The organism is Acidovorax sp. KKS102, from assembly GCF_000302535.1.
GTDB lineage: Bacteria > Pseudomonadota > Gammaproteobacteria > Burkholderiales > Burkholderiaceae_C > Acidovorax.
Genome location: NC_018708.1, coordinates 2,003,577 through 2,028,410 on the forward strand (window position 1 = coordinate 2,003,577; position 24,834 = coordinate 2,028,410).

Sequence of the window (24,834 nt, forward strand, 5' to 3'; positions counted from 1 at the left end):
CGCCAAGTCCTCGCCTGTGAGGACAACATACAGAGATCCGTACGAGGAGACGCCAGAACATGACACGCCAATACTTTGGAACCGACGGCATCCGTGGCACCGTCGGACAGCCGCCCATTACGCCGGATTTTGTGCTGCGCCTGGCCCATGCTGTGGGCCATGTGTTGCGCCGCACGGAAGAGCGCCCTACGGTGCTCATTGGCAAGGACACGCGCATCTCGGGCTACATGCTTGAAAGCGCGCTGGAGTCTGGCTTCAACTCGGCAGGGGTGGATGTGGTGCTGCTGGGGCCGCTGCCTACGCCTGGCGTGGCATATCTGACTCGTGCCCAGCGCGCCAGTCTGGGTGTGGTCATCAGCGCCAGCCACAACGCCTATCCCGACAACGGCATCAAGTTCTTCAGTGCGCAAGGCACCAAGCTGTCGGACGCCTGGGAGCTGGCGGTAGAGGCCGCGTTGGCCGAGCCACCGGTCTGGGTGGACTCTGCTAGCCTGGGCAAGGCGCGACGCCTAGATGATGCCGCCGGGCGCTACATCGAGTTCTGCAAAAGCACCTTTCCCCAGGACCTGACGCTCAAGGGCCTGAAGATCGTGGTGGATGCTGCCCACGGTGCCGCTTACCAAGTGGCGCCCAAGGTCTTCCACGAGCTGGGTGCAGAAGTGCTGTCGATTGGCTGCGCGCCCGACGGCCTCAACATCAACCACGAAGTGGGCGCCACACATCCCGACGCCTTGGTCCGCGCCGTGCGCGCGAACCGTGCCGACTATGGCGTTGCGTTGGATGGCGACGCTGACCGGCTGCAGATCGTGGACGCCACCGGGCGGCTGTACAACGGCGACGAGTTGCTGTACCTGATGGCCGCAGATCGCATGGGCCGTGACGAGCATGTGCCGGGCGTGGTGGGCACGCTGATGACCAACATGGCCGTGGAGGTGGCATTGCAAGCCAAAGGCGTGAAATTTGTGCGCGCCAAGGTCGGTGACCGGTACGTATTGGAAGAACTGGCGCGCCACCACTGGGTGCTGGGCGGGGAGGGCTCAGGCCACTTGTTGGCCCTGGACCGGCACACCACCGGCGACGGTTTGGTGAGTGCGCTACAGGTGCTGCAGGCCTGTGTGCGCAGCGGTCGCACGCTGGCGCAGCTGCTGGCAGACATCACCCTGTACCCGCAGGTGTTGCTCAATGTTCGCCTGGCGCCCGGGCAGGACTGGAAGGCCAACCGCCTGCTGGCTGAGACCACGCAGGCGGTGGAGCAGCAACTGGGCTCCTCGGGCCGCGTCTTGATCCGTGCCAGTGGCACCGAGCCCTTGCTGCGTGTGATGGTGGAAGCGCGCGACGCGCAAGTGGCCAGCTCCTGTGCGCAGCGGCTGGCAGATGCCGCTCGTGCGGGCTGAGTATCTGGTCTTTCAGCGGAGCGCGGCAGCGTCTGTCGCACCCCGAGTGGTCTTGAGTCGGCTTAGTGTGCGGCAGTGTGCTGCCGCATGAAGCGCTCCAGCTGCTCTGCGGGCAGCGGCGTACTGAAGTGGTAGCCCTGCGCCTCGTCACAACCCTGTTCGTGCAGAAAGGCCAGCTGGCTTTCGGTTTCCACTCCCTCCGCCGTGGTGCGCATTCCTAGCGCCTGCGCCATGCGGATGATGGCGCTGACGATGGCGCGGTCGTTGCTGTCGTTGCCCAGGTCGCGAACAAAGGATTGATCGATCTTCAGCTTGAAGATCTGGAACCGTTTGAGCTGGCTGAGTGACGAGTAGCCCGTGCCGAAGTCGTCCATTGACATCCGCACCCCACGCGCATGCAGCTGGTCCATGGTGGCCACGGCCGCATGGGGGTCGTCCACGGCCACACCTTCCGTGAGTTCCAGTTCCAGCGAATCGGGGGGGAGGTCAAACTCCGCGAGCACCCGGCTCACCAGTTCAGGCAGCTGTGGCTGGCGAAACTGGATCGCCGACAGGTTCACAGCCATCGTGAGTTCCGGAAACCCGCAGCTGCGCCATGCCTTGAGCTGGGCCAGTGCCGTGCGCAGCACCCACTCGCCAATCTGCAGAATCTGTCCGCTGTCTTCAGCAATCGGGATGAACTCTCCAGGAGAGATGGGACCAAGCTGGGGATGTTGCCACCGCAACAGGGCTTCCACACTGCGCACGGTTCCCGTGGCCAAGTTCATCTGCGGCTGGTAGTGCAGGTGGAACTGCTCCCGTTCCAGGGCGCGGCGCAATGCGTTTTCGAGCTGCAAGGCGCGCACCGACTGAGCCTGCATCTCGGGGGTGAAGAAGCGGAAGGTATTGCGCCCATCCAGCTTGGCGCGGTACATGGCCACGTCGGCCGACTGGGTCAGCGTGTCGAAGTCGTGTCCGTCTTGCGGAAACAGCGCAATGCCCATGGACGGGGCCATCGTGAGCTCGTGGTGGTCGATCTGGTATGGCTGGCGTGATGCCTCCTGCAACTTGCTGGCGACCCGGGCTGCGCCCCGGGCATCCGCACCCGGCAGAAGCAGGATGAATTCATCCCCTCCCAGGCGCGACACCGTGTCCTTGTCACGCACCACCGCACGCAGGCGCTTGGCAATTTCGACCAGCAGCACATCGCCCACCCGGTGGCCCAGAGAGTCGTTCACATGCTTGAAGTGATCCAGGTCCAGGAAGATGACGGCCAGGGGTGTCTGGTTGTCTTGTGCCAGCCGAATGGCCTGCTGCGCGCGTTCTGCCAGCAGGGCCCGGTTGGGCAGACCTGTCAGCGCATCGTAGTGGGCCAGCCAGTAAATGCGCTCCTGGTCGGCCTTGCGGTCATTGATTTCGCGGTGCAGGTTGGCCACGGTTTCGCGCAGCTCGCGCGTGCGGTCTTGCACCTGTCGCTCCAGCTCCTCATGGGCCTGGGCCAGCATCGCCTGCGCGCGTTTGCGGTCGGTGATGTCCATGGTGATCCAGATGGTGCCCTGGGCTGGGTCCGCCGGATCGATGCATTTGCTGCGCACTTCGCAGATCACCGGGGTGCCGTCCTTGCGGCACAGCTCCACTTCGCCCTCGTACGACTGCCCGGCCACCAGCGTGGGGTAGCAGCGGTCACCCACTTCTTGCCAGGCAGCATCGCTGGCATACCAGCGGCGGGACGAACAGCCCATGAGTTCGCCCGGCTCAAAGCCCAGCATCTGCTCAAAATGGTGGTTGCAGCGGGTCAAGTGCCGGTCGCGCAAAAACACGATGCCCACCATTGCACTGTCAAACAGCAACTGCTTTTCGCGCACAGCGGCATTCAGCGCGGCCTGGGCACGCTTTTGCTCGTCGATATCGTCCACGATCCAGATCGAACCTTCGCCGGTGTCGTGCGGATTGATCAGGCGCCCTGTCAGGCTGCCCCAGAACAGCGTGCCATCCTGGCGACGCAACTGGCGTTCAATCCGGAAGGACTGCCCCTGGGCCAGTGCAGGATAGGCGGTGCGCCCAAGGTCTCGGAACGCATCCCGGTCCGGGTAAAAGGCTTCAGTGTTGAGCCCTACGAGGTGGGCTGGGCTGGCGTAGCCAAAAATTTCGGCATACCGCTGGTTGCAGCGCACCACACTGCGCTGGCGAAGGAACACGATGCCCACGCCCGCGCTATCCAGCAGGATCTGTTGTTCACGCAGGGTGCGTTGCAGTGGGGTGTCGGTAGGCACTCCGGCGCGCTGCGAGGGCGGAGTGCTGAACAGCGAATACATAAGACCAGTACAGGCGGCAGGGCCAGACGGCCTCAAAAATTGTGCCAAAGTGTAGCAGTGGCAGCTTACAAGCCGTTTGAGGGTATGCCTCAGGTACTGCGTTGCAGGTTCTGCCGTACGGCTGGCGCCGGCGCAGTTGTCTGTAGGCCTGGCCCGAGAAGGGGCTGAGACACGTCACCCAGTTTCTTTGGACAGGTTCCTAGCGTCCCAGGTGTTCCCGCAGGTACGCCTCAAACGCATCGGCCGCCAGGGGGCGACTGAACAGGTAACCCTGCCCCTCATCGCAGCCCTGCGAGCGCAGAAACTCCAGCTGGCCATCCGTCTCCACCCCTTCGGCAGTCGTCTGCATGCCCAAGGCCTGCGCCATGCGGATGATGGCGCTGACGATGGCCCGGTCGTTGGCGTCATCGTCGAGGTCGCGCACAAACGACTGGTCGATCTTGAGCTTGTAGATCTGAAAGCGTTTGAGATAGCTCAGCGACGAATATCCGGTGCCAAAGTCATCCATCGACAGCCGAACACCCCGGTCATGCAATTGGTCCATCATGGCCAGTGCAGCCGCGGGGTCGTCTACCGCAGCCCCCTCGGTCAGCTCCAGCTCCAGCCGGCGTGCAGGCAGTCCAGCTTGTTGCAGGCAGCGCGTCACCATCTCGGGCAACTGGGGGTGGCGGAACTGCACCGCCGACAGGTTGACTGATACGGCCCGCAAGGGCAGCTGCAGGTCCAGCCAGCGCTTCGCATCGTGCACGGCGGTGTTCAGCACCCACTCGCCAATCGCCACGATCATGCCGCTGCTCTCTGCGACGGGGATGAACTCCGCCGGAGACACCATGCCCAGTTCGGGATGTTTCCAGCGCAGCAGCGCTTCGGCCCCGACGACCTGACGCGTGGCGAGTGACACCTGGGGTTGGTAGTGCAACTCGAACTGGTTGCGTTCCAACGCGCGGCGCAGCGCGTTTTCGATCTGCAAGGCTCGGGCGGTGCGCGCCTCCAGATCGGCAGTGAAAAAGCCAAAGCGGTTGCGCCCGCTTTGCTTGGCACGGTACATGGCGGCATCGGCACGCTGGTACAGGGTGTCGAACGAGTCTCCGTCCGCCGGATACATGGCAATGCCCACGGACAGGGTGGTGGTGAGTTCGTAAGGCTCGACCTGAAAAGGCTGGGCCACCGCAATCAGCAGGCGCTGTGCTAAGTCGGCCGCCTGCATCGCGGAGGCGGCGGGTAACAGCAGCAGAAACTCATCGCCCCCCAGGCGCGACACAGTGTCCTGCGTGCCCAGCAGCGACTCCAGCCGCCGCGCCACGGCCACCAGCAGGATGTCGCCGATGCGATGTCCCAGCGAGTCGTTGACGTTCTTGAAATGGTCAAGGTCCAGGAACAGCATGGCCAGCGTACCGCCCCGCGCTTGCTCTTGTTCAATGTGGCGCTGGGCGCGTTCGGCCAGGAGCGCACGATTGGGCAGATCGGTGAGGGGGTCGAAATGCGCGAGCCGCTGTATGCGGTCCTGCGCCTCGCGCTGGAGCGTGATGTCACGGAACAGCGTGATGGAGTGGGCGGTGCTGCCGTTGCCGTCGTGCACACGGCTCACAGACAGCCACTGGGGGTAGGTCGATCCGTCCTTGCGCCGGCCCCAGGCTTCGCCTTCCCAGTGTCCGTCTTTGGAGAGTTGGGTGTACACGAGGTCGGCATCGAAGTCCCGGGTGGACTCTGCCACCGTCAGCAGGCGCATTGACTGCCCTACTGCCTCTGCTTCGGAGTAGCCGGTGATGCGGCTGAATGCCCGGTTGATGCGCACGATGGTTTGGGCTGCATCGGCAATCACGATGGCCTCGCCGCTCTGGTCAAACACCTGGGCTGTCAGCTGCAACTGTTCCTGGGACCGCTTGCGTTCGGAGATGTCGCGGGACAGCACAATGAACCGGGGTTTTCCTCCGGCGGATCCTGCCTTGCGGGCTGCAGAAAGCTCGAACCAGGTGGGCCCCAGGCCGGGCAGGTCCAACATGATCTGGCGCCCGGTGGACCACCCCTGGGACTGTGCTTCGTTGAGCACGTCCATCACGGTCAGTGCAGCCAGCGCAGGCAGCACGTCTGTGACATTGCGGCCGATCAATTGATCCGCAGGGCCCATGAGCAACTCGGCGCGCGGGCTGTGTACGCTGCAATAGCGGCCGTCTTGATCGATTTCAAACAGCGGATCGGGAATCGCGTCGATGGTGGCACGCAACTGTTGCTGTGTGGCCTGGATCTCGGACGTGCGCTGGGCCACCTGCGTCGCCAGACCGCGTTCATGCGCCTTCAGTTCGACCAGCAAGCGTGCGAGGTAGCCCATCAGCAATGCAAACAGCAAGCCCAACGCACAGCGCAGGGCCAGCACGCCGGGCGCACCCCACCCTTGGGCAGGGGACAGGCTGAGCGTCCACTGGCCATTGGGCAGGGTGAGTGAGCGACCCACAGCGTCTTCAGCGGATGGAGGGTCAGACGCCGCGATGGTCTGCTCTTGATGGTTGTCCGGGCGAACACGCCACAGTCGATAGTGGAAGCCCCGCTCGGTGAGCTGCGGCAGGCGCGCAGTCGCCAGCACCTCTGGAAGGCGGATGGTGACGTACGTGAACCCCCAGAAGTTGCGGCGCCCCAGGTCATCTTCCAGATACACCGGTTGGCGCCCCACAACGCCCAGGCCGCCCTGCACCAACTCCATGGGGCCTGCCAGCGTCAGCAGACCGGATTCGCGGGCGCGGGCGGCTTCCACCCCTTGGCGGGGGTCGTTGAGCTGATCAAAACCAATTGAATTTTCGTTGCCCGCGCGGGGAACGACTTGCTGCACCACCCCACCTGGGGACAGGCCCATGGCCGCGATGCCCGGGTAGAACGGCAGCATCTGCGTCCCGATTTCTTCGAACTGCGGAACGTTGCCATGGCCCTGCCTCACCAGGGCCACCAGGGTGTTGTTGGCCGACAAGGCCAACTCGATGGCGCGCTGCAGGGCCTGTACATGGTCGCCCGCCACATCTGCCGCCTGGGTGCGCTGCTGTGCGCGTTCCTGCCGCTCCAGGGTCCAGACCAGTGCTCCAGCGCAGGCCGCTGCCAGCAAAAAAACAGCGGCAAAGGCGGCAAGGGGGCTGCGGGTGGAGGGCGGGGCGGCTGAAGACACGACAAGGTTCCTCAATCCATTATGCAGGCCCTCGGTGGGCGGGAGGGCCCCAGGGGCGAGGGAAGAACATGTCACGACGCTGACATGCGGTGGACACGGGCATGTCACGCGCGGCTTTCACACTCCCGGCCAGGGAAGCGGATTCCCGCCTCGGTTGGAGATGCCAGCTGAGCCCGTTTTAACCGAAGGAGACGTTGTCCATGAACGACCTGCCCACTCTGATGCAGTTGTCCACATCGCCTGAGGCGGCCGGCACCGGCATTGTTCAACGCCCTGCCGTTGTCCCGGGCTCGGCGCAGGTTGCCCCGGCGCGTGGCGCCATTGAGGTGACCTGGGCCAGGCATCTGGATGAAGTCCGCGAGGCGCAGCGCCTGCGCTTTGAGGTGTTTGCGGCAGAGATGGGCGCTCGATTGACGACCCCCGTTCCTGGCCACGACGTGGACCTCTTCGACGACTACTGCGAGCACCTTCTGGTGCGCGACGCCCAGAGCCTGCAAGTCATTGGGACTTACCGGGTGCTGACGCCTGCGCAGGCCAAGCGGGTGGGCGGAACCTACAGCGATACCGAATTTGACTTGACGCGCCTGCGCACCTTGCGCCCCCGGATGGTGGAACTGGGCCGTAGCTGCGTGCACCCCGATCACCGCCACGGCGGCGTGATCATGGCGTTGTGGAGTGCACTCGCAGACTTTATGGTGCGCAACGAACTCGACACGATGATCGGCTGTGCCAGCATTCCCATGCTTCACAACGGCGTGGTCAGCGGTGATGCGGCCGCCAGCATCTGGCAGCAAGTGCGCAAGACCCATCTGGCGCCCATCGAATACCACGTGCTGCCGCGCCTCCCGCTGCCCGTGGAGCATCTGGACGGCTCGATTGCCGTAGACCCACCAGCCCTGATCAAAGGCTATCTGCGACTGGGCGCCCGTGTGCTGGGCGCGCCGGCCTGGGATCCGGACTTCAATACCGCCGACCTGCCCATGCTGATGCGGCTGGCCGACCTGCATCCCCGCTACCGCAAGCATTTTCTGGGGGCTTGACCGGTGCGTGCCGCGTTCGACGCTCTGGGCCCTTGGTTGAACGAGTCTCCGGTGGCTCAGGATGCCGAGCCTGACGCATCTGCAGCACTCGCGGGTCAGCGGCGGTTTCGCGCGGTGTTCATCTCGGATTTGCACCTTGGCACTCCAGGGTGCCAGGCTGACGCGCTGCTGGATTTTCTGAAACACCATCCCAGCGACCATCTGTACTTGGTGGGGGACATCGTGGACGGTTGGCAGTTACGCCGCCGCTGGTTTTGGCCCCAGGCCCACAACGACGTGGTGCAAAAGTTGCTGCGCCGCGCGCGCAAAGGGTGCCGTGTGGTGTTTGTTCCTGGCAACCACGACGAGTTTGCCAGGGCGTTTGTGGGGCATTCCTTCGGGGGCATCGAGGTGGTGTCCGATGCGGTGCACACCACTGCCGACGGGCGCAGCCTTTGGGTCACCCACGGCGATCACTTTGACGGCGTGATCCGGTGCGCCAAATGGCTCGCCTACGTGGGTGACAACCTGTATGAATTCACGCTCAAGCTCAATCGCCATCTGAACACCTGGCGAGCCCGCATGGGGCTGCCGTACTGGTCGCTGTCTGCCTACCTCAAGGGCAAGGTGAAAAAAGCGCTCAACTATGTCACCGACTTCGAGGTGGCAGTGGCCGCAGAGGCCCGCCGCCGTGGGCACGACGGAGTGGTTTGCGGACATATCCACCGCGCGGAGATGCGCGAGATCAACGGGACCTTGTATTGCAACGATGGCGACTGGGTGGAGAGCCACACAGCGCTGGTCGAACACCTGGATGGCCGACTGGAGCTGTTGTACTGGCCCGCCACTCCTGCGACCCATGTGTCCCACCAGATCGAACAGGTGCCCGCATGAGGATCGCGTTGCTGACCGATGCATGGCTGCCCCAGGTCAATGGCGTGGTGACCACGCTGGTGGAGTTGGTTCGCGAGCTGGAAGATGCCGGGCATGATGTTCACGTGCTCCACCCCGGACAGTTTGCAACCCGCCCGTGTCCCGGTTACGCGGGCATTGACCTGGCTGTGCGGCCCTACAAGGTGCTTGCCCAGAAGCTGGATGCCTTGCAGCCGGATGCCATTCATCTGGCGACCGAGGGGCCTCTGGGCTGGGCGGGCCGTCGCTATTGCCTCAAGCGTGGCCTGGCTTTCACCACCGCCTTTCACACGCGCTTTCCTGAGATCCTGCAGGCCGCCCTGCGCATACCGCTGCGTTGGGGGTATGCGCTTTTCAGGCATTTTCATCGTCCCTCGTCCGGGGTGATGGTGCCCACACAGGGGGTCTTGCAGATGCTGCAGCAGCGGGGCTTCAGCCACCTGCGCTTGTGGACGCATGGTGTGGATACCCAGGCGTTCCGATTCCATGGCGAGGTCTGTCAGAGCCCCCTCACGGGCGTGCTTGCCCATCCGGTGGCGCTGTATGTGGGCCGTATCTCGTATGAAAAGAACATTGACGCCTTTTTGCAGTTGGATATGCCAGGCACCAAGGTCGTGTGTGGTGTGGGCCCGCTCGAAGCACGGCTGAAAGCCAAGTACCCGCAAGTGCGGTGGCTTGGCATCCTGGACCGAGATTCGCTGGCACAGGTCTACGCCTCGGCCGATGTCTTTGTGTTTCCAAGCCGCTCCGAAACCTTTGGGCTGGTCATGCTGGAAGCCATGGCTTGTGGCACGCCGGTGGCCGCCTTTCCCGAAGATGGGCCGCGGGAGGTGTTGGGAGCTGGGGAGGGCGGGGCGCCTCTGGGCGGCGTGTTGCATGACAGCCTTTTGGCGGCCACGCAGCAAGCGTTGTCTATACCGAGGTCCGAGGCACGAACCCGGGCACTGGAATTCACTTGGGCACATGCAGCCCGGCTGTTTCAACAGTATTTGGTGCCTGCCCGCTCCAGCTCACGGGGAGCTCCTGTGTCTGTCACAAAGTCTGTCACGCAGTTGTCATCTGGGCGTTAAATACTGCAGCGATTCCGCAATTGCTGCACCCCGCGTATCCATGCCGCCCCTGCCTACCGCCGATTCCATCCCTTTGCAGCGCGAGCACCCCGATGCCGCCGGAAACTCCTTGCACTCCGTGTCACATGACAGCGATCCTGGGGTGGCAGAGCCTGTCACAGGCGGTGCTCCCCATATGTTTCTGGACCGTGACCACAGCATTCTCGCGTTCAATGAACGCGTGTTCGACTGGGCGGTCCGTACGGATGTTCCGCTGCTGGAGCGGCTGCGCTATCTGTGCATCGTCTCGTCCAACCTCGACGAATTCTTTGAGGTGCGTGCGGCAGCGCACATCACGGCGGCGAAGAAAGGCGAGACCAAGGGCATCTACACCGCAGCGTCTTTTGAGGCGCTGTCCGCCCAGGTTCATGACTTGGTGGAGCGTCAATATGCGCTGTACAACGAAGTGCTGGTCCCTGCGTTTGCGCAGCATGGCATCCATATCGTGGCGCATGGCGACCGTTCCGCAGAGCAGAGGCGCTGGGTTCATGAATATTTTGTTCGCGAGGTCCGTCCCCTGTTGATCCCGGTGGGGCTCGATCCGGCCCACCCGTTTCCGCAGGTGGCCAATAAATCGTTGAACTTCATTGTGCGTCTCAAGGGACATGATGCCTTTGGCCGCGAGAATGAAATCGCCATCGTCAAGGTGCCGCGTGCCTTGCCCCGTCTGATCCGCATGCCGAAGAAGGTGGCGCCCGACGGGATGTTGTTCGTCAGCTTGTCCAGCATCGTGCGTGCGCATCTGGAGGATCTGTTCCCTGGCCGAGAGGTGACGGAGTTCTCGCAGTTCCGGGTGACGCGCCATTCCGATTTGGCACTGGACGAGGAGGATGTGCGGAATCTGCGCACCGCCTTGCGGCAAGGCCTTCAGCAACGCCATTACGGACAGGCGGTGCGCCTGGAGGTCTCGGCGGGCTGTTCTCGCTTTCTGTCTGACTTCCTGCTGCAGCAGTTCGATCTGCCTAACGCGGCCTTGTATCGTGTGCATGGTCCCGTGAATCTGGTGCGCCTGAATCAGCTGGTGGATTTGGTGAACGATCCCGCGTTGCTCTTTCCACCATGGAGTTCCGCTTGGCCGCGTCAGCTCCAGCCAGGGGTGTCGATCATGGGGCAGCTGCGCGAGCGCGACGTGTTGATCCATCAGCCCTTCGAGAGCTTTGATGGGTTGCTTGCCTTTTTGCGGGAGGCCGTGAACGACCCGCAGGTGCTGGTCATCAAGCAGACCATCTACCGCACTGGTTCCGACTCGGAGCTCATGGACCTGCTCAGCGAGGCAGTGCGCCGGGGCAAAGAGGTGATGGCCGTGGTGGAGCTGAAGGCCCGTTTTGACGAAGAGGCCAACATCAACTGGGCCGAGGCACTGGAGTCAATCGGGGCGCAGGTGGTCTATGGCGTGGTGGGCCTCAAGACCCACGCCAAGATGCTGCTCGTCACGCGACGCGAGGGGCGGCAGTTGCGCCGTTATGGACACCTGTCCACCGGCAACTACAACGTGCGCACAGCCAAGCTGTATACCGACCTGAGCTACCTCACGGCCGACGAAGAAACCACTGCCGACATGGATGGTGTGTTCAATCACCTCGCGAGCCAGAACCGACCTCCCAAGCTGCGCAAGCTCATGCTGGCGCCGTTCCATCTGCACCGCCGCATGATCGAAAAAATCGAGAGGGTGGGTCTGGCGGCAAGCCGTGGCGAAGAAGCGCGGATCGTGGCCAAGATGAACGCCCTGACAGATGAGGGGCTCATGCGTGCGTTGATCCTCGCCGGGCAGCGCGGTGCGCGCATCGATCTGATTGTGCGAGGGGCCTGCATGCTGGCGCCCCAGGTGCCGGGAGTGACTGACAACATCCGCGTGCGCTCGGTGATTGGGCGGTTTCTGGAGCACACCCGTGTTTTCTACTTCTGTGCGGGTGATGAAGAAGACCTGTACCTGTCGAGCGCCGACTGGATGAACCGCAACATGATGCGTCGCGTGGAGCTGGCGTGGCCCGTCACGGACGCCAAACTGCGTCAGCAGATCATTGACGAATGTTTGGTGGCGTACCTGTGTGATGACCGGGATGCCTGGACATTGAATGCAGCCGGCACTTACGACCGCGCAGCACATCCTGTAGACGGCCATGGCGCACAGAACGCCTTGATGGCGCGCTACGGGCCGCGTCCAGCCCTTGGCCGCAAGGAGCCAGGGGCCGCATGATGGACTTGATTCTCTGGCGTCACGCCGAGGCGGAAGAGGCTCAGGACGGCGGGGATGACCTGGCCCGCCCGCTCACGCCCCGGGGCGAGAAGCAGGCAGTGCGGATGGCCGCTTGGTTGGATCGGCAGTTGCCGGAGGGGCTGAGGGTGGTGGCGAGTCCCGCGCGGCGAACTGAGCAGACGGCCCATGTCCTGGGACGCAAATTCAAGATGCGCGCTGAGCTGTTGCCTGGAGGAACGCCCCAGGATTTGCTGGAGCTGGTGCAGTGGCCTCGCGCCAAAGGGGCGGTGCTGGTGGTGGGCCACCAGCCCATGCTAGGCCAGACCATTGCCCACTTGCTGCAACTCCAGGCCCCCGAATGCCCCGTGCGCAAGGGCTCTGTGTGGTGGTTGCGCCAGCGCCAGCGCTGGGATCACAGCCAGACCGTCCTGATAGCGGTGCAGTCTCCAGAATTTCTGTAACTTGCCCGGCGATGTCGAGTGCGAAGGCGCTCGCTCTGGACACGCCGTGTCTCTTGGGGCAGATTTACTTGCGGCCTGCTTTGCCGCTGGCCTTGGTCGCTGGCTTGGCTGGGGTGGTTGGCGCGGGTTCGGCTGCATCGGCCTTGGGGCGCCCGGTCTTGATCGACGGCACAGCTTCCAAGGCGCTGCGCAACGCGCTGTCTGACAGACCCGCCAGCACCTTAAGCCCTGCGCGCAGCAGCTCGCTCTTCTTGACAGGATGGGCCAGTGCTGTGGCGCGGTCTTTCAGGGTGTCGAGTACCGTGTACTCGTCTTTGGGGATGGTGAAGCTGTCACGGACCAGCTTGGGCTTTTTGCCCTTGGGCTCGGTGGCCTTGGTGGGTTTCACTGCGGCAGCTGCCTTGGCAGGCTTGGTCGCGGTGGCTGGCTTGGAGGCTGGCGCCTTTTCTGCTGCGGCCTTTTTGGCGGGCTTTGCAGCCTTGGATGCCTTTGGAGCCTTTGGTGCCGTGGTTGGCTTGGCAGCTTTGACTGGCTCAGCGGCGGGGGTGATGATGGGGCTGGGGGTTGTGGTGGCAGTGGTCATGGCAGAAGATTGATAAACGGTATAAACAGTTTATACCGTTTGTTGTTTCCCCTCAAGGCATGTCCACAGCCAGTTCCCATGGGGTTTTTTGCCAGGCTTGAACTTCTTCGCGCAGAAGGTGGGCCGACTGGGGGTATGCGATGGCCCATCCCGGGCGCGCGCTGATCTGAAATCGCTGTCCGTCCGCCTGCAATGACAGCCCTTTGGTATCAGGCTCCCGGCGTGCGTGGCACAGGGCTACGGCCAAGCGCAAGCACAGCAGTTGCAGCACAAAAATCGGATCGTCCAGTTCTACCCCCAGCTTGCGCACCTTCCCCCGCTGCCCCTGCACCAGAACTCCCAGACGGTGCAGTTCGGGCACCGCAAACCCAGCGGCATCCGTGTTGTCCAGAATGTAGGCGCCGTGACGGTGGTAGTCGCTGTGCGAAATGCGGCAGCCAATCTCGTGCAGGCGGGCGGCCCAGTCCAGCTTGCGGCTGGCGCGTTCGCTACCGGGCGGGGCAGCCTGGTCAAACAATGCGCAGGCAGTGCGTGCAACCCGGTCTGCATGCTCCATGTCCACGCCAAACCGCTGCATCAACCCTTGGACGGTCGTGGTGCGCAGGTCGGTGCCGGGTTGTTCGCGATCCAGGAGGTCATACAAAGCCCCTTGGCGCAGGGCCCCTTGTGCAACCTGCATTTCGTGGATGTCCAGCAGATCAAACACGGCACGCAGCACGCTGACGCCACCCCCGATGACTGCTCGGCGCTCCTCCTTGAGTCCGTCCAAGCGGAGACGGTCGGCACTTTGGGCGCGGAGCAAACGCTCTCGCAGCCAGTTCAGTCCATCGCGGGTGATCAGACCCTGCGAACCTCCAGCGGCGGACAGGATGTCACCCACGGCACCTGCTGTGCCCGACGACCCATAGGCGATGTCCCATGCATCGGGGCGAAAGGTCGCGAGCGCCTCGTCCAGCACCGCCTTGGCCGCAATCTCTGCCGCCAGAAAGGCCTGAGAGGAGAACTCTCCGTTGGAAAAATAGCGTTGTGACCAAGCTACGCTGCCCACCCGGAAAGAGGCCACCGCGTGGGGCGTGAACTGCTCGCCAAGGATGAGTTCGGTGGACCGTCCTCCGATGTCCACGACCAAGCGGCGCTCGTCGGACTGGGGCAACAGCCGGGCAACGCCCTGGTAGATCAATCGGGCCTCTTCGGGCCCGGACACCACATCAATCGGATATCCCAGCACCTCACTGCCGCGTGACAGGAACTCCTCGCGGTTGCGCGCTTCGCGCAGCGTCTGTGTGGCCACAGCGCGCACCTGGGCGCGGGGAAAACCTGCCAAGCGCTCCCCGAAACGAGCCAGACAAGCCCAACCCCGCTCCATCGCGTCGCGGGTCAGGTTGCGGTCTTCGTCCAGCCCATTGCCCTGTCGCACCGTTTCCTTCAGGTATTCCACCCGCTGGATGTGTCCGAACTCATAGCGCCCGATTTCCAGGCGAAAACTGTTGGAGCCGAGGTCGACCGCGGCGAGGCGTGTGCCGTTCTGCATGTGTGTTGGGTGGGAGCTGCGTGCGGCATCGTACCGCGATGCGCGTGCCCCGATCCGGGGCGTGGGCCGCTAATGCCTGGGCAGGCACGGATCGGGCTATGGAGGGAGTGTGATGGGGTTGTGTGACACATCCATGACGTCGGGTACACGGCGTCATGGCGGTTGTCGCAATGTTCCGGGGGTGGTCTTTTGTGTCACCGAATTGTCACGATAGGTCTCTAGAGTTCGCTGTGTTCCTGTTAACCCCTGCCGAAAGGTACCTCATGAAACGCGTATTTCTCAAAACCGTCGCAGTAGCACTGGCCGCCCTGGCAGTGGGCAACGCCTTTGCGGCAGACATCACCGGCGCTGGCGCCACGTTCCCTTTCCCGATGTATGCCAAGTGGGCGGAAGCCTACAAGAAGGAAACCGGCGTGGGCCTGAACTATCAGTCCATCGGTTCCTCGGGCGGTATTCGCCAGATCCGCGCCAAGACCGTGGCTTTTGGCGCGACCGATGCCCCACTGTCGGGCGCTGAGCTGGAAAAAGACGGCATGGTGCAGTTTCCTGCCATCATCGGCGGCACCGTGCCTGTGGTGAACCTGGACGGCTTCAAGCCCGGCGAACTGCGCGTGACCGGCCCCGTGCTGGCCGAAATGTACCTGGGCAAGATTACCAAGTGGAATGATGCCAAGCTGGCAGCTCTGAACCCCGGCAAGACACTGCCCGACCAAAACATCACCATCGTGCACCGCGCCGATGGCTCTGGCACCACTTTCAACTGGACCGACTATCTGAGCTCCGTCAGCAAGGAGTGGGCTGATACGGTGGGCAAGGGTGCTGCGGTGAAGTGGCCTGCTCAGTCTTCCGTGGGCGGCAAGGGCAATGAAGGCGTTGCGGCGAACGTGACCCGTGTGAAGGGTGCGCTGGGCTACGTGGAGTACGCCTACGTCAAGAAGAACAACATGACATTCCTGCAGTTGCAGAACGCCGATGGCAAGTATGTGTCGCCTGACGATGCCACCTTTGCTGCGGCAGCCGCCAGCGCTGACTGGTTCAGCGTGCCTGGCATGGGGATTTCGATGGTGAACGCCAAGGGGGCCAACAGCTGGCCCGTGAGCACGGCGTCCTTCATCCTCATGTACGCCGATCCTGCAGACAAGGCCCAGTCGGCCGAAGTTCTGAAGTTCTTTGACTGGGCCTTCAAGAACGGCAAGACCATGGCAGCAGACCTGGACTATGTGCCACTGCCTGACACCCTGACGGCACAGATCCGCTCCAAGGTCTGGTCGCAAATCAAGAAGTAAAGCGGTTTGCCCCAGAATAGTGCCCATCGGCCGGCAGGTCTGGCCGGTGGGCGCTGGTTTGTGGGGTCTCCAGAAGCCAGATGGGAGTCAACATGAGCGTGGGAACCACCATGAGTTCGCAACCCGTGTCCGTCAAGACGACGGACGCCCCCACACCGTCCATGGTGTCGATTGCCAAGCGGCAGCGGCTGCAGGATATCGTTTTCCATCGGCTGACCCAGAGCCTGTCGCTGCTGGTGCTGGTGGCGCTGCTGGGCATCATCGTCTCGCTGTTCATTTACGCGTGGCCAGCTTTCCACAAGTTTGGCATCCAGTTCATCTGGCGCGCTGAGTGGGACATCATCAATGAAGAATTTGGTGCGGCGATCGCCATCGTCGGCACCCTCGCCAGTGCGGGGATTGCACTGCTGATCGCCGTGCCGCTGGCATTTGGCATTGCACTCTTCCTGACAGAAACCTGCCCCGTGTGGCTGCGCCGCCCGCTCGGTACGGCGGTGGAGTTGCTGGCGGCCGTGCCGTCCATCATATACGGCATGTTTGGTCTGTTTGTGTTTGCGCCATTGTTCGCAGACCATTTCCAGGTACCGGTGCAAAAGCTGCTCGGGTCCATGCCGCTGATCGGCTTCCTGTTTGGCGGCAGTACCAACGGCTTTGGCATCCTGGCTGCGGGCATCGTGCTGGCCTTCATGGTGCTGCCCTTTGTGGCGGCCGTGATGCGCGATGTGTTCGAGATTGTTCCCCCCATCCTGCGCGAGTCCGCCTACGGCCTGGGCTGCACGACCTGGGAGGTGGTGCGCCGGGTGGTGTTGCCCTACACGCAAAAGGGCGTGATTGGCGGTGTGATGCTGGGTCTGGGCCGGGCCTTGGGTGAGACGATGGCCGTCACTTTCGTGATTGGCAACGCCAACCGCATGCCCACCTCGCTGTTCTCGCCCGGCACGTCCATCGCATCCACGCTGGCCAATGAGTTCGGCGAAGCGGCGGACTTCCACTTGTCCACACTGTTCGCCCTGGGCTTCCTGCTGTTCGTGATCACGTTTGTGGTGCTGTCGGCCGCCAAGATCATGCTGCTGCGCGCCGAGAAGGCCAAGGGCCTGTAAGCCCTGCAGCCCGCTCCCGACCCTCTTCAGAGACAAGCTCCATGGAATTCAATCAACAACTCTACGCAAAGCGCCGTCGCTCCAACGCCATTGGCCTGACCCTGTCACTGGGCGCCATGGCACTGGGCCTGTTCGTGCTGCTCTGGATTCTGAGCGTGCTGCTGTCCAACGGCTTTGCTGCCTTGGACTGGAACATGTTCACGCAGTCCACCCCAGCCCCTGGCTCCGACGGCGGTGGCTTGGCCAACGCCATCGTGGGCAGCCTGCTGATGGTGGGCTTCACCGTGCTGGTGTCAACGCCCATCGGCGTGTTGGCCGGCGTGTACCTGGCCGAGTACGGCGACCAGAGCAAGACCGCCGAACTGACCCGCTTCGTGACGGACATCATGCTGTCTGCCCCCTCCATCGTGCTGGGCCTGTTCGTGTATGCCATCGCGGTGGCTACCGTGGGCAACTTTTCGGGCTGGGCGGGCAGCCTGGCGCTCTCGCTCATCGCCGTGCCAGTGGTGGTGCGCACCACCGAGAACATGTTGCGCCTGGTACCCGGCAGCCTGCGCGAAGCCGCCTTCGCCTTGGGCGCGCCGCGCTGGAAGGTCTCCACCATGGTCACCCTGCGCGCCGCCCGCAGCGGCGTGATGACCGGTCTGCTGCTGGCCGTGGCCCGCATCAGCGGCGAGACGGCGCCCCTGCTGTTCACCGCGCTGAACAACCAGTTCTTCAGCACCAACATGAATGCGCCCATGGCCAACCTGCCAGTCGTGATCTTCCAGTTTGCGCTGAGCCCTTACGAAAACTGGGTTCGCCTGGCCTGGGGTGGTGCGCTGCTCATCACGCTGTCGGTGCTGATCCTCAACGTCGTGGCGCGGGTGTTCCTGCGCGAAAAGAACCGCGTCTGATAGCGGTTGCTCATCCTGCCAACGCCATCGACAAGACTGCCTCCATTTTCAGGAATTGACAATGAACGCCACTGCTACCGCCACCGCCAGCAAGAACGCGCTGGAGCTGCGTAACCTGAGCTTTTTCTACGGCAAGTTCCAGGGCCTGCGCAACGTGAGCCTGGACATCGCCGAGCACAAGGTCACTGCCTTCATTGGCCCCTCGGGCTGCGGCAAGTCCACGCTGCTGCGCACGCTCAACCGCATGTACAGCCTGTACCCCGGCCAGCGCGCCGAGGGTTCCATCAGCTTCTACGGCCAGGACATCCTGGACCCCAAGCAGGACATCAACCTGCTGCGCGCCCGCATCGGCATGGTGTTCCAGAAGCCCACGCCGTTTCCCATGTCCATCTACGACAACATCGCGTTCGGTGTGAAGCTGTACGAGACGCTGAGCAAGAGCGAGATGGACGACCGCGTGGAATGGGCGCTGTCCAAGGCCGCACTGTGGACCGAGGTGAAGGACAAGCTGCACCAGAGCGGTCTGTCGCTCTCCGGGGGCCAGCAGCAGCGCCTGTGCATTGCACGCAGCGTGGCGGTGAAGCCTTCGGTGCTGTTGCTGGACGAGCCCACCTCGGCGCTGGACCCGCTGTCCACCGCCAAGATCGAAGAGCTGATCGACGAACTCAAGCACGACTACACCATTGCCATCGTGACCCACAACATGCAGCAGGCCGCCCGCTGCAGCGACTACACCGCCTACATGTACCTGGGCGAGATGATCGAGTTCGGCGCCACCGAGCAGATCTTCTTCAAACCCGAGCGCAAAGAAACCGAAGACTACATCACCGGCCGTTTCGGCTAAGGAGACAGCAGATGCCCGATAAACATCTTTCGTCCCAGTTCGACAGCGAACTCAACAGCGTCTCTGCCCGCGTCATGGAAATGGGCGGCCTGGTGGAGTCCCAGATTCGCCAGGCGGTGTACGCGCTGTCGCAATTCAGCCTGGAAGCCGTGGAGACGGTGGCCTCGATGGAGACCCGCATCAACGCGATGGAGGTCGAGATCGACCAGGAGCTGTCCTCCATCATCGCCCGCCGCCAGCCCACCGCGCGCGACCTGCGCCTGCTGCTGGCCTTCTCCAAGGCCACAGCCAATCTGGAGCGCATGGGCGACGAGGCCAACAAGATGGCACGCATGGTGCGCTCCATCATCGAAGGCGGTGCGCCGCGTTCGTTGCCATCGAGCGACCTGCGTGTGGCGGCCGAGCTGGCCTCGGGCCAGCTGCGCAAGACGCTGGATGCATTTGCGCGGCTGGACGTGAAGGCGGCGGTGGCCATCCTCAAGGAGGATGACCTCATCGACAAAGAGTTCGACGGCTTCGTGCGCAAGCTCATCACCTACATGATGGAAGACCCCCGCACCATCTCCCCCAGCCTGGATCTGCTGTTCCTCGCCAAGGCCATCGAGCGCATTGGCGACCATTCCAAGAACGTGGCCGAACTCATCATCTATCTGGTCAAGGGCAAGGACGTGCGTCACACGGCCCTCGACGAGATCGAGTCGGCAGTGCTGTAAGTACGGGGCGCTGATTCACCATGAGAAAGCTTCCCCGTGTCCTCATCGTGGAGGACGAACCCGCGATTGCCGAGCTGATTGCGGTCAACCTGCGACACAACGGTTTCCAGCCCTTCTGGGCGGAAGACGGCGACAGCGCGCAGCGCGAGCTGGATGCCGTGCTACCCGACGTGATCCTGCTCGACTGGATGTTGCCCGGGCAGAGTGGTCTGTCGCTGGCGCGCAAGTGGCGTGCCGACAGCCGCACCAAGCCCATCCCTATCCTCATGCTCACTGCGCGTGGTGATGAGCCTGACAAGGTGGCCGGGCTCGACGCGGGTGCCGACGACTACATCACCAAGCCCTTCTCCACGCAAGAGCTGCTGGCCCGCATCCGTGCGGTGCTGCGCCGCCGCGCACCCGAGCAGGTGAGCGACAGCGTGAGCATTGGCGAGCTGGTGCTGGACGCCGCGACCTACCGGGTCACCTTCCAGGGCCAGCCCCTGAAGGTGGGGCCCACCGAGTTCAAGCTGCTGCATTTCCTGATGAAGCATGCCGAGCGTGTGCACAGCCGCTCACAGCTGCTCGACAAGGTGTGGGGCGACCATGTCTTCATCGAGGAGCGCACGGTGGACGTGCATGTCAAGCGCCTGCGCGAGGCCCTGGGTGCAGCGTCCGTGATGGTGGAGACGGTGCGCGGCGCGGGCTACCGGCTCACTGCGCAACCTCAGGTGCCGCTGTCGGCCTGATGGGGCCAGCGGCCTGCCGCCTGTGAGTGATGCGACGCGCTTAGTGACTGCAGTGCAGCGGGCTACCGCGGCCTGCATGCATCGGCAGTGGCGATGGATGGATGTGATGGATCAATGGGCGAGCATGTCGCGCCCCTGGTGTTTCTGAGAAGGCTTTGCAATCCGCATGCTGTGGCGTATTTCGTTTTTCCTGCTGTGGCAGTTGGCGGGTGGTGGCTTGGGTTGGTGGCAGGGTGGGCCCTGGGGCGCCGCGCTGGGGGCCGCCATTGCTGCCTGGGCGTGGTTCGTCTGGGACCTGCTACGGGGCGTGCGGGTGCTGCGCTGGTTGCGCACCGGCGACCTGGCATCGGTGCCGTCCATGCGCGGCATCTGGGGCGAGGCAGCAGACCGTGCGCGGCGGCTGCTGCGCAAGCAGGAGGCGCAGATTCGGGACAGCCAGGACCGGTTGCAGGAGATTCTGGCCGCCCTGCAGGCCTCCCCCAACGGCGTGGTGTTGCTGGATGCGCAGGGCCGCATCGAATGGTGCAACCAGATGGCGGCCAACCAGTTTGGCTTTGACGCGCAGCGCGACGTCATGCAGTCCATCGGCAACTTGCTGCGCAACCCTGAATTCACGGCTTACTTCGCCGCCAAGGACTTCACCAGCGACGTGGTGCTGGAAGGGCGGTTGAGCACGCCGTCGCGGCCGGTGCGCATCTCGGTGCACCTGCACCCTTACGGCGACGGCCGCACGCTGCTGCTGTCGCGTGATGTGACGGCGCTGGAGCAGGCCGATGCGATGCGGCGCGACTTTGTGGCCAATGTGTCGCACGAAATCCGCACACCGCTCACAGTGCTGACCGGTTTTGTCGAAACCTTGCAGACCCTGCCGCTGAGCGCCGACGAGCGCTCGCGCTACCTGGGCATGATGGCGCAGCAGGCACAGCGCATGCAAAGTGTGGTGCAGGACCTGCTCACGCTGTCGCGTCTGGAGGGCAGCCCGCTGCCCGGCATGGCCGAATGGACACCGGTGCAGTCACTGATGCAGCGCTGCGAGGAGGAGGGGCGCGCCCTGTCGGCACTGCTCACGCAGAACCAGCAACGCCCGCATGCGATGCGCTTTCCGGCGGCCGACCTGCTGCGGGCCGAAGGCGAGATTGCAGGTGTGCCTGCCGAACTGCAAAGCGCCTTGTCCAACCTCGTCAACAACGCGGTGCGCTACACGCCCGGCGGTGGTTCCATCGAGGTGCAGTGGCTGCGCAAGGAGGACGGCAGTGCCGTGTTCTCCGTGCACGACACCGGTCCCGGCATTGCGCCCGAGCACATCCCGCGTCTGACGGAGCGCTTTTACCGGGTGGACCGCAGCCGTTCGCGCGAGACCGGGGGTACAGGCCTGGGCTTAGCCATCGTCAAGCATGTGCTTCAGCGCCACGGCGCCACGCTGGACATCGCGAGCACGCTGGGCAAGGGCTCGGTGTTTTCGGTCACCTTCCCGGCCAACCGCTTGCGGGGTTTTGCCCTGCCGGGCTGATGGCTCGCCAGAGCATGGCGACGAACAGCAGTGCGGTGACTGCAAGTGCCGCCGCGCTGGCCGCCCAGAAGGGCGTGGGCGAAGCCACACCCGACCAGGGCCCGCCGCCCCCATAAGCCAGCCAGTAGCCGCCCGCCAGGCCCGCGCCCCATAGCAGCGCGCAATACACCACCAGTGGCGCCAGTGTGATGCGGTAGCAGCGCAGCACAAACACGCACAGCGTCTGCACCGCATCGGCAGCGTGGTACGCCGCCACCCAGACCAGCACCGCGCCGGACACGGCTGCCACGTTGGCGTTGTCGGTGTAAATCTGGCTGATCGAGTATCTTGCTATTAATAAGATAGCTGCCAGGGCAATACCCACTAGCGCAGCCAGCGAAAAACCCATCAAAACCACCTGGCGGGCCCGCTGCGGCTGCTGTGCGCCCAGCCAGTAGCTCACCCGCGCACTGGTGGCGATGGACAGGGACAGCGGCACCATGTAAAGCACGGCGGCCATGTTGGCGGCGATCTGGTGAGCGGCCGCCGACGTGGTGCCCTGGCGCGCGATGAACAAGGCCATCAGGGTGAAGGAAGTCACCTCCACCATCACGGCCAGGCCTGCCGGAATGCCGAGCCTGGCAAAGCCTGCAATGGTGGGCCAGTGGGGGAGCTCCATACGGCGCCACAGGCCCAGGGGGGTATAGATGTCCTGCGAGCGCAGCAGCCACACGGCCAAGGCCAGCATGCTGCAGTTGACGACCAGCGTGGCCCAGGCGCAGCCCACCACCCCCTGCGCGGGCAGGCCCCAGCCGCCAAAGGTGAACCACACCGACAGCGGCAGCTTGATGAACAGCGAGCCCACCTGCAGCCACGTGACCAAGCGCGGATGGCCCAGGGCCTGGTTGAGGGTGCTGTAGATGCGGAACAGCAGGGCGGGCGGGAGTGCCAGTGCGAGCACGGCCAGATAGTTTTCAACCTGGGGGCGGAGCGCAGGCGGCACCTCCGTCCAGCGCAGCAGCGGGCCCGGCGACAGCAGCACCGCCATGCCCAGCACAGCCGCCGCTGCGCACAGGTACAGGGCTTGCCGCAGCGATCGGCCCACGGCTTCGGGTTGTTGCGCCCCGCGCTGTTCGGCCCACACGGGGAGCAGGGCCTGCAGCACGCCCATCAGGGCAACGTACACACTGATGAAAATGGCCGACCCGACGGACAGCGCGGCCAGCGACGATTCGCTGTAGCGCCCCGCCACAATGGTGTCCGTCACCCCGAAGGCCATGACCGCCAGTTGACCCGCCAGCACGGTCACGGCGTGCCGGGTGATGGTGGACAGCTCCGACATCAGCGAGCTGGGGCCACGCGGCGGAACAGCAGCAGGTTTTCGTTCTTGTCGGTGGGGCGGGGCAGGGTGGCCCGGGGCTCCCACAGTTCAGCGCGGACCATGCGTTCGGACGCGGGCCAGGAGGCGCTGTCCACCAGCAGCCACTGGCATTCATCCTGCAGGCCCGCGCGCTGCAGCGACAGCTGTCCATGGAACTGCAGCGCCGCCACCTGGGCGCGGTTCAGTCCCACGGTCTGAATGCAGCCGGGCTCCGGCCCCAGGGCGGTGATCACACTGCGCACCTGCGGACCGTAGCTGCGCGCGTAGTCCAGCAGGGGCAGCCACAGGGTCATCAGCAAAAGCCAGCCCAGGGCGGCACCGCCAGCGGGCAGCACCAGGCTCTTCCAGATGGGGGCCCGGTTGCGGGATGCGCGCCACCACGCCAGACCGCACCAGCCCACCGTGGCCGCCACGGCCACCAGCAAAGCCAGCACCGAAAACTGGGGCACAAACCCGGGTGCCAGTTTGGCCACGTTGGCGGCGGGCTTGGCAGGCACCCCGGTCTGCATGGCGATCCAGATCACCCAGATCGCGAGGGCCGAGGCAGTGAAGAACAGCAGCGTGAACCAGTCAATCAAAGCCCCCACACTGCGGCGCAGCGTGGGCAGTGCAAAAGCTGCCAGCGCAGCCAGGGCGGGGAGGCCCAGCAGCAAGGCCCGGTCCGCCGGCTGGGTAGTGATGGTGGCGCCGATGGACACCAGGGTGAACCAAAGGGGCACCAGCAGGTGCCGTTGGCCCGGGCGGCTGAAGATCTGCTGGCGCCAGCGCCACAAAGTCCACAGGGCCAGTGGCCAGGCCGGCCAGCCAAACCACAGCAGAAGGCGCGCCAGGCTCAGCCAGTCTTTGCCGCCGCCATCGAACCCCACAACCCGCCAGCGCCACAGGTCCAGGCCCTGGGCCAGTACAGCCGCTACCAGGGTGGAAGCTGCCAACACGGCAGCCCAGCGCCAGCGGCGGTCGGTGTTGCTTGCAGGCGCAAACAACACCAGCGCCGCGCCGCCCACGCCTAGCAAGGCCGTGAGGGCGGGGGCTCCTGACAGCGTGAGCCCGGCCATACCCAGCACCAATGCCACGGCTGGCGCCACGGTGCGGTGCGGCATGGCGGCCACCGCAAAAAACAGCAAAGCGGTGCAGCCCAGCTGCGCCAGATAGCTTGTCACCTCATGCGACAGCTGCGCCAGGCCCAGGCAGGCGATCAGCGCCAGCAAGGCGCCATCGGCAATAGCACGCGCATAGTCCAGTGGGGAAGCCTCGCCGCCAAAAGCAAACGCAACCGGTTGGGCACCCGGGCTGCGGGCCAGGTAGTACACGCCATACCAGGTGGCCATCAGGGTGATGACCAGGAGCGCGATGAACGGCATGCGGGCCGCCATCTCCGGTGACAGCCACCCAGGCGCCATCTGCACGGCCCAGGCGCCCAGCCAGTAGGGCAGCAGACCTTCGGTCTCTGGGGGCATGCCACCGAGCAGCGGACTGAGCCAGGGAGTGCGTCCCTGGGCCAACTCCAGCATGTAGCCAAAGGCGGTGACGTCTGCGTTTTTCCACGGATCGCGGCCCACGAAGCCGGGCACTACGTAGGCAATGCAAAGCAGCAGCAGCGCCCAGCGGGGCAGCGGGCTGACGGCGTTCTGGGTAACGATGGCGGGGGTGGGTAGAGTCACGCGGCAGTGGGCGGCTGGGCAAAGGAGCCACCGAGAATAAAGGCAAAACCCATGAAAAAAGGCAGCCCGGTTGCCCGGGCTGCCT

At 64.1% G+C, this 24,834-nt stretch carries 19 protein-coding genes; 13 read left to right on the forward strand and 6 right to left on the reverse strand.

Going from position 1 to position 24,834, the window contains the following annotated elements:
* The first annotated feature begins 59 nt into the window (after positions 1-59).
* Entirely contained in the window at positions 60-1,394 is a 1,335-nt protein-coding gene (glmM, locus tag C380_RS09190; RefSeq protein WP_015013576.1) for a phosphoglucosamine mutase, read from the forward strand.
* 62 nt (positions 1,395-1,456) lie between these two features.
* On the opposite strand, the gene C380_RS09195 is transcribed toward glmM, so the two are convergent.
* Together C380_RS09195 and C380_RS09200 are read right to left on the reverse strand one after the other, a co-directional pair.
* Complete coding sequence (locus C380_RS09195; RefSeq protein ID WP_015013577.1) at positions 1,457-3,688, reverse strand: bifunctional diguanylate cyclase/phosphodiesterase; 2,232 nt, start codon at positions 3,686-3,688, stop codon at positions 1,457-1,459.
* A 199-nt stretch (positions 3,689-3,887) separates the two neighbouring features.
* The gene (locus tag C380_RS09200; protein ID WP_015013578.1) at positions 3,888-6,839 is read right to left on the reverse strand and encodes an EAL domain-containing protein; all 2,952 of its coding nucleotides are present in this window, start codon (positions 6,837-6,839) and stop codon (positions 3,888-3,890) included.
* A 200-nt stretch (positions 6,840-7,039) separates the two neighbouring features.
* Here C380_RS09200 and C380_RS09205 point away from each other — a divergent pair, with 200 nt between their 5' ends.
* The 5 genes from C380_RS09205 to C380_RS09225 all read left to right on the forward strand — a co-directional run bounded on the left by C380_RS09205 (position 7,040) and on the right by C380_RS09225 (position 12,537).
* Positions 7,040-7,879 carry a GNAT family N-acetyltransferase gene (locus C380_RS09205; protein ID WP_015013579.1) on the forward strand — a complete coding sequence of 280 codons (840 nt, stop codon included), beginning with the start codon at positions 7,040-7,042 and terminating at the stop codon, positions 7,877-7,879.
* A gap of 3 nt (positions 7,880-7,882) precedes the next feature.
* Positions 7,883-8,752: a UDP-2,3-diacylglucosamine diphosphatase gene (locus tag C380_RS09210; protein ID WP_015013580.1), complete on the forward strand. Its 870-nt coding sequence runs from the start codon at positions 7,883-7,885 to the stop codon at positions 8,750-8,752.
* Positions 8,749-9,840: a glycosyltransferase family 1 protein gene (locus C380_RS09215; protein ID WP_043565304.1), complete on the forward strand. Its 1,092-nt coding sequence runs from the start codon at positions 8,749-8,751 to the stop codon at positions 9,838-9,840. The genes C380_RS09210 and C380_RS09215 overlap by 4 nt, the downstream gene beginning before the upstream one ends.
* A 175-nt stretch (positions 9,841-10,015) precedes the next feature.
* Positions 10,016-12,076, forward strand: coding sequence for a polyphosphate kinase 1 (gene ppk1, locus C380_RS09220; RefSeq protein WP_015013582.1), 2,061 nt, complete (start codon positions 10,016-10,018; stop codon positions 12,074-12,076).
* Positions 12,073-12,537 carry a histidine phosphatase family protein gene (locus tag C380_RS09225; RefSeq protein ID WP_015013583.1) on the forward strand — a complete coding sequence of 155 codons (465 nt, stop codon included), beginning with the start codon at positions 12,073-12,075 and terminating at the stop codon, positions 12,535-12,537. The genes ppk1 and C380_RS09225 overlap by 4 nt, the downstream gene beginning before the upstream one ends.
* A gap of 64 nt (positions 12,538-12,601) precedes the next feature.
* On the opposite strand, the gene C380_RS09230 is transcribed toward C380_RS09225, so the two are convergent.
* Both C380_RS09230 and C380_RS09235 read right to left on the reverse strand, forming a co-directional pair.
* Positions 12,602-13,120 carry a hypothetical protein gene (locus C380_RS09230; protein ID WP_015013584.1) on the reverse strand — a complete coding sequence of 173 codons (519 nt, stop codon included), beginning with the start codon at positions 13,118-13,120 and terminating at the stop codon, positions 12,602-12,604.
* A 52-nt stretch (positions 13,121-13,172) separates the two neighbouring features.
* Entirely contained in the window at positions 13,173-14,651 is a 1,479-nt protein-coding gene (locus C380_RS09235) for a Ppx/GppA phosphatase family protein (protein WP_015013585.1), read from the reverse strand.
* 263 nt (positions 14,652-14,914) lie between these two features.
* On the opposite strand from C380_RS09235, the gene pstS reads away from it, so the two are divergent.
* The 7 genes from pstS (at position 14,915) to phoR (ending at position 21,728) form a co-directional block, all read left to right on the forward strand.
* A complete protein-coding gene (gene pstS / locus C380_RS09240; RefSeq protein WP_015013586.1) occupies positions 14,915-15,937 on the forward strand; it encodes a phosphate ABC transporter substrate-binding protein PstS in 1,023 nt (340 codons plus the stop codon).
* An 80-nt stretch (positions 15,938-16,017) separates the two neighbouring features.
* Positions 16,018-17,037 carry a phosphate ABC transporter permease subunit PstC gene (gene pstC, locus C380_RS09245; RefSeq protein ID WP_015013587.1) on the forward strand — a complete coding sequence of 340 codons (1,020 nt, stop codon included), beginning with the start codon at positions 16,018-16,020 and terminating at the stop codon, positions 17,035-17,037.
* Positions 17,038-17,078: 41 nt separating this feature from the next.
* The gene (gene pstA, locus C380_RS09250; RefSeq protein ID WP_015013588.1) at positions 17,079-17,933 is read left to right on the forward strand and encodes a phosphate ABC transporter permease PstA; all 855 of its coding nucleotides are present in this window, start codon (positions 17,079-17,081) and stop codon (positions 17,931-17,933) included.
* 61 nt (positions 17,934-17,994) lie between these two features.
* Positions 17,995-18,777, forward strand: a complete 783-nt coding sequence (gene pstB, locus C380_RS09255; RefSeq protein ID WP_015013589.1) for a phosphate ABC transporter ATP-binding protein PstB — start codon at positions 17,995-17,997, stop codon at positions 18,775-18,777.
* 11 nt (positions 18,778-18,788) lie between these two features.
* Positions 18,789-19,490, forward strand: a complete 702-nt coding sequence (gene phoU, locus C380_RS09260; protein WP_010457902.1) for a phosphate signaling complex protein PhoU — start codon at positions 18,789-18,791, stop codon at positions 19,488-19,490.
* Positions 19,491-19,510: 20 nt separating this feature from the next.
* Positions 19,511-20,218: a phosphate regulon transcriptional regulator PhoB gene (gene phoB, locus C380_RS09265; RefSeq protein WP_015013590.1), complete on the forward strand. Its 708-nt coding sequence runs from the start codon at positions 19,511-19,513 to the stop codon at positions 20,216-20,218.
* Positions 20,219-20,384: 166 nt separating this feature from the next.
* Complete coding sequence (phoR, locus tag C380_RS09270; RefSeq protein ID WP_015013591.1) at positions 20,385-21,728, forward strand: phosphate regulon sensor histidine kinase PhoR; 1,344 nt, start codon at positions 20,385-20,387, stop codon at positions 21,726-21,728.
* On the opposite strand, the gene C380_RS09275 is transcribed toward phoR, so the two are convergent.
* Both C380_RS09275 and C380_RS09280 read right to left on the reverse strand, forming a co-directional pair.
* A complete protein-coding gene (locus C380_RS09275) occupies positions 21,682-23,049 on the reverse strand; it encodes an MATE family efflux transporter (protein WP_015013592.1) in 1,368 nt (455 codons plus the stop codon). The genes phoR and C380_RS09275 overlap by 47 nt on opposite strands.
* A complete protein-coding gene (locus tag C380_RS09280; RefSeq protein ID WP_015013593.1) occupies positions 23,049-24,749 on the reverse strand; it encodes a hypothetical protein in 1,701 nt (566 codons plus the stop codon). Before C380_RS09280 ends, C380_RS09275 begins: the two co-directional genes overlap by 1 nt.
* Between the last annotated feature and the right edge of the window lie 85 nt (positions 24,750-24,834).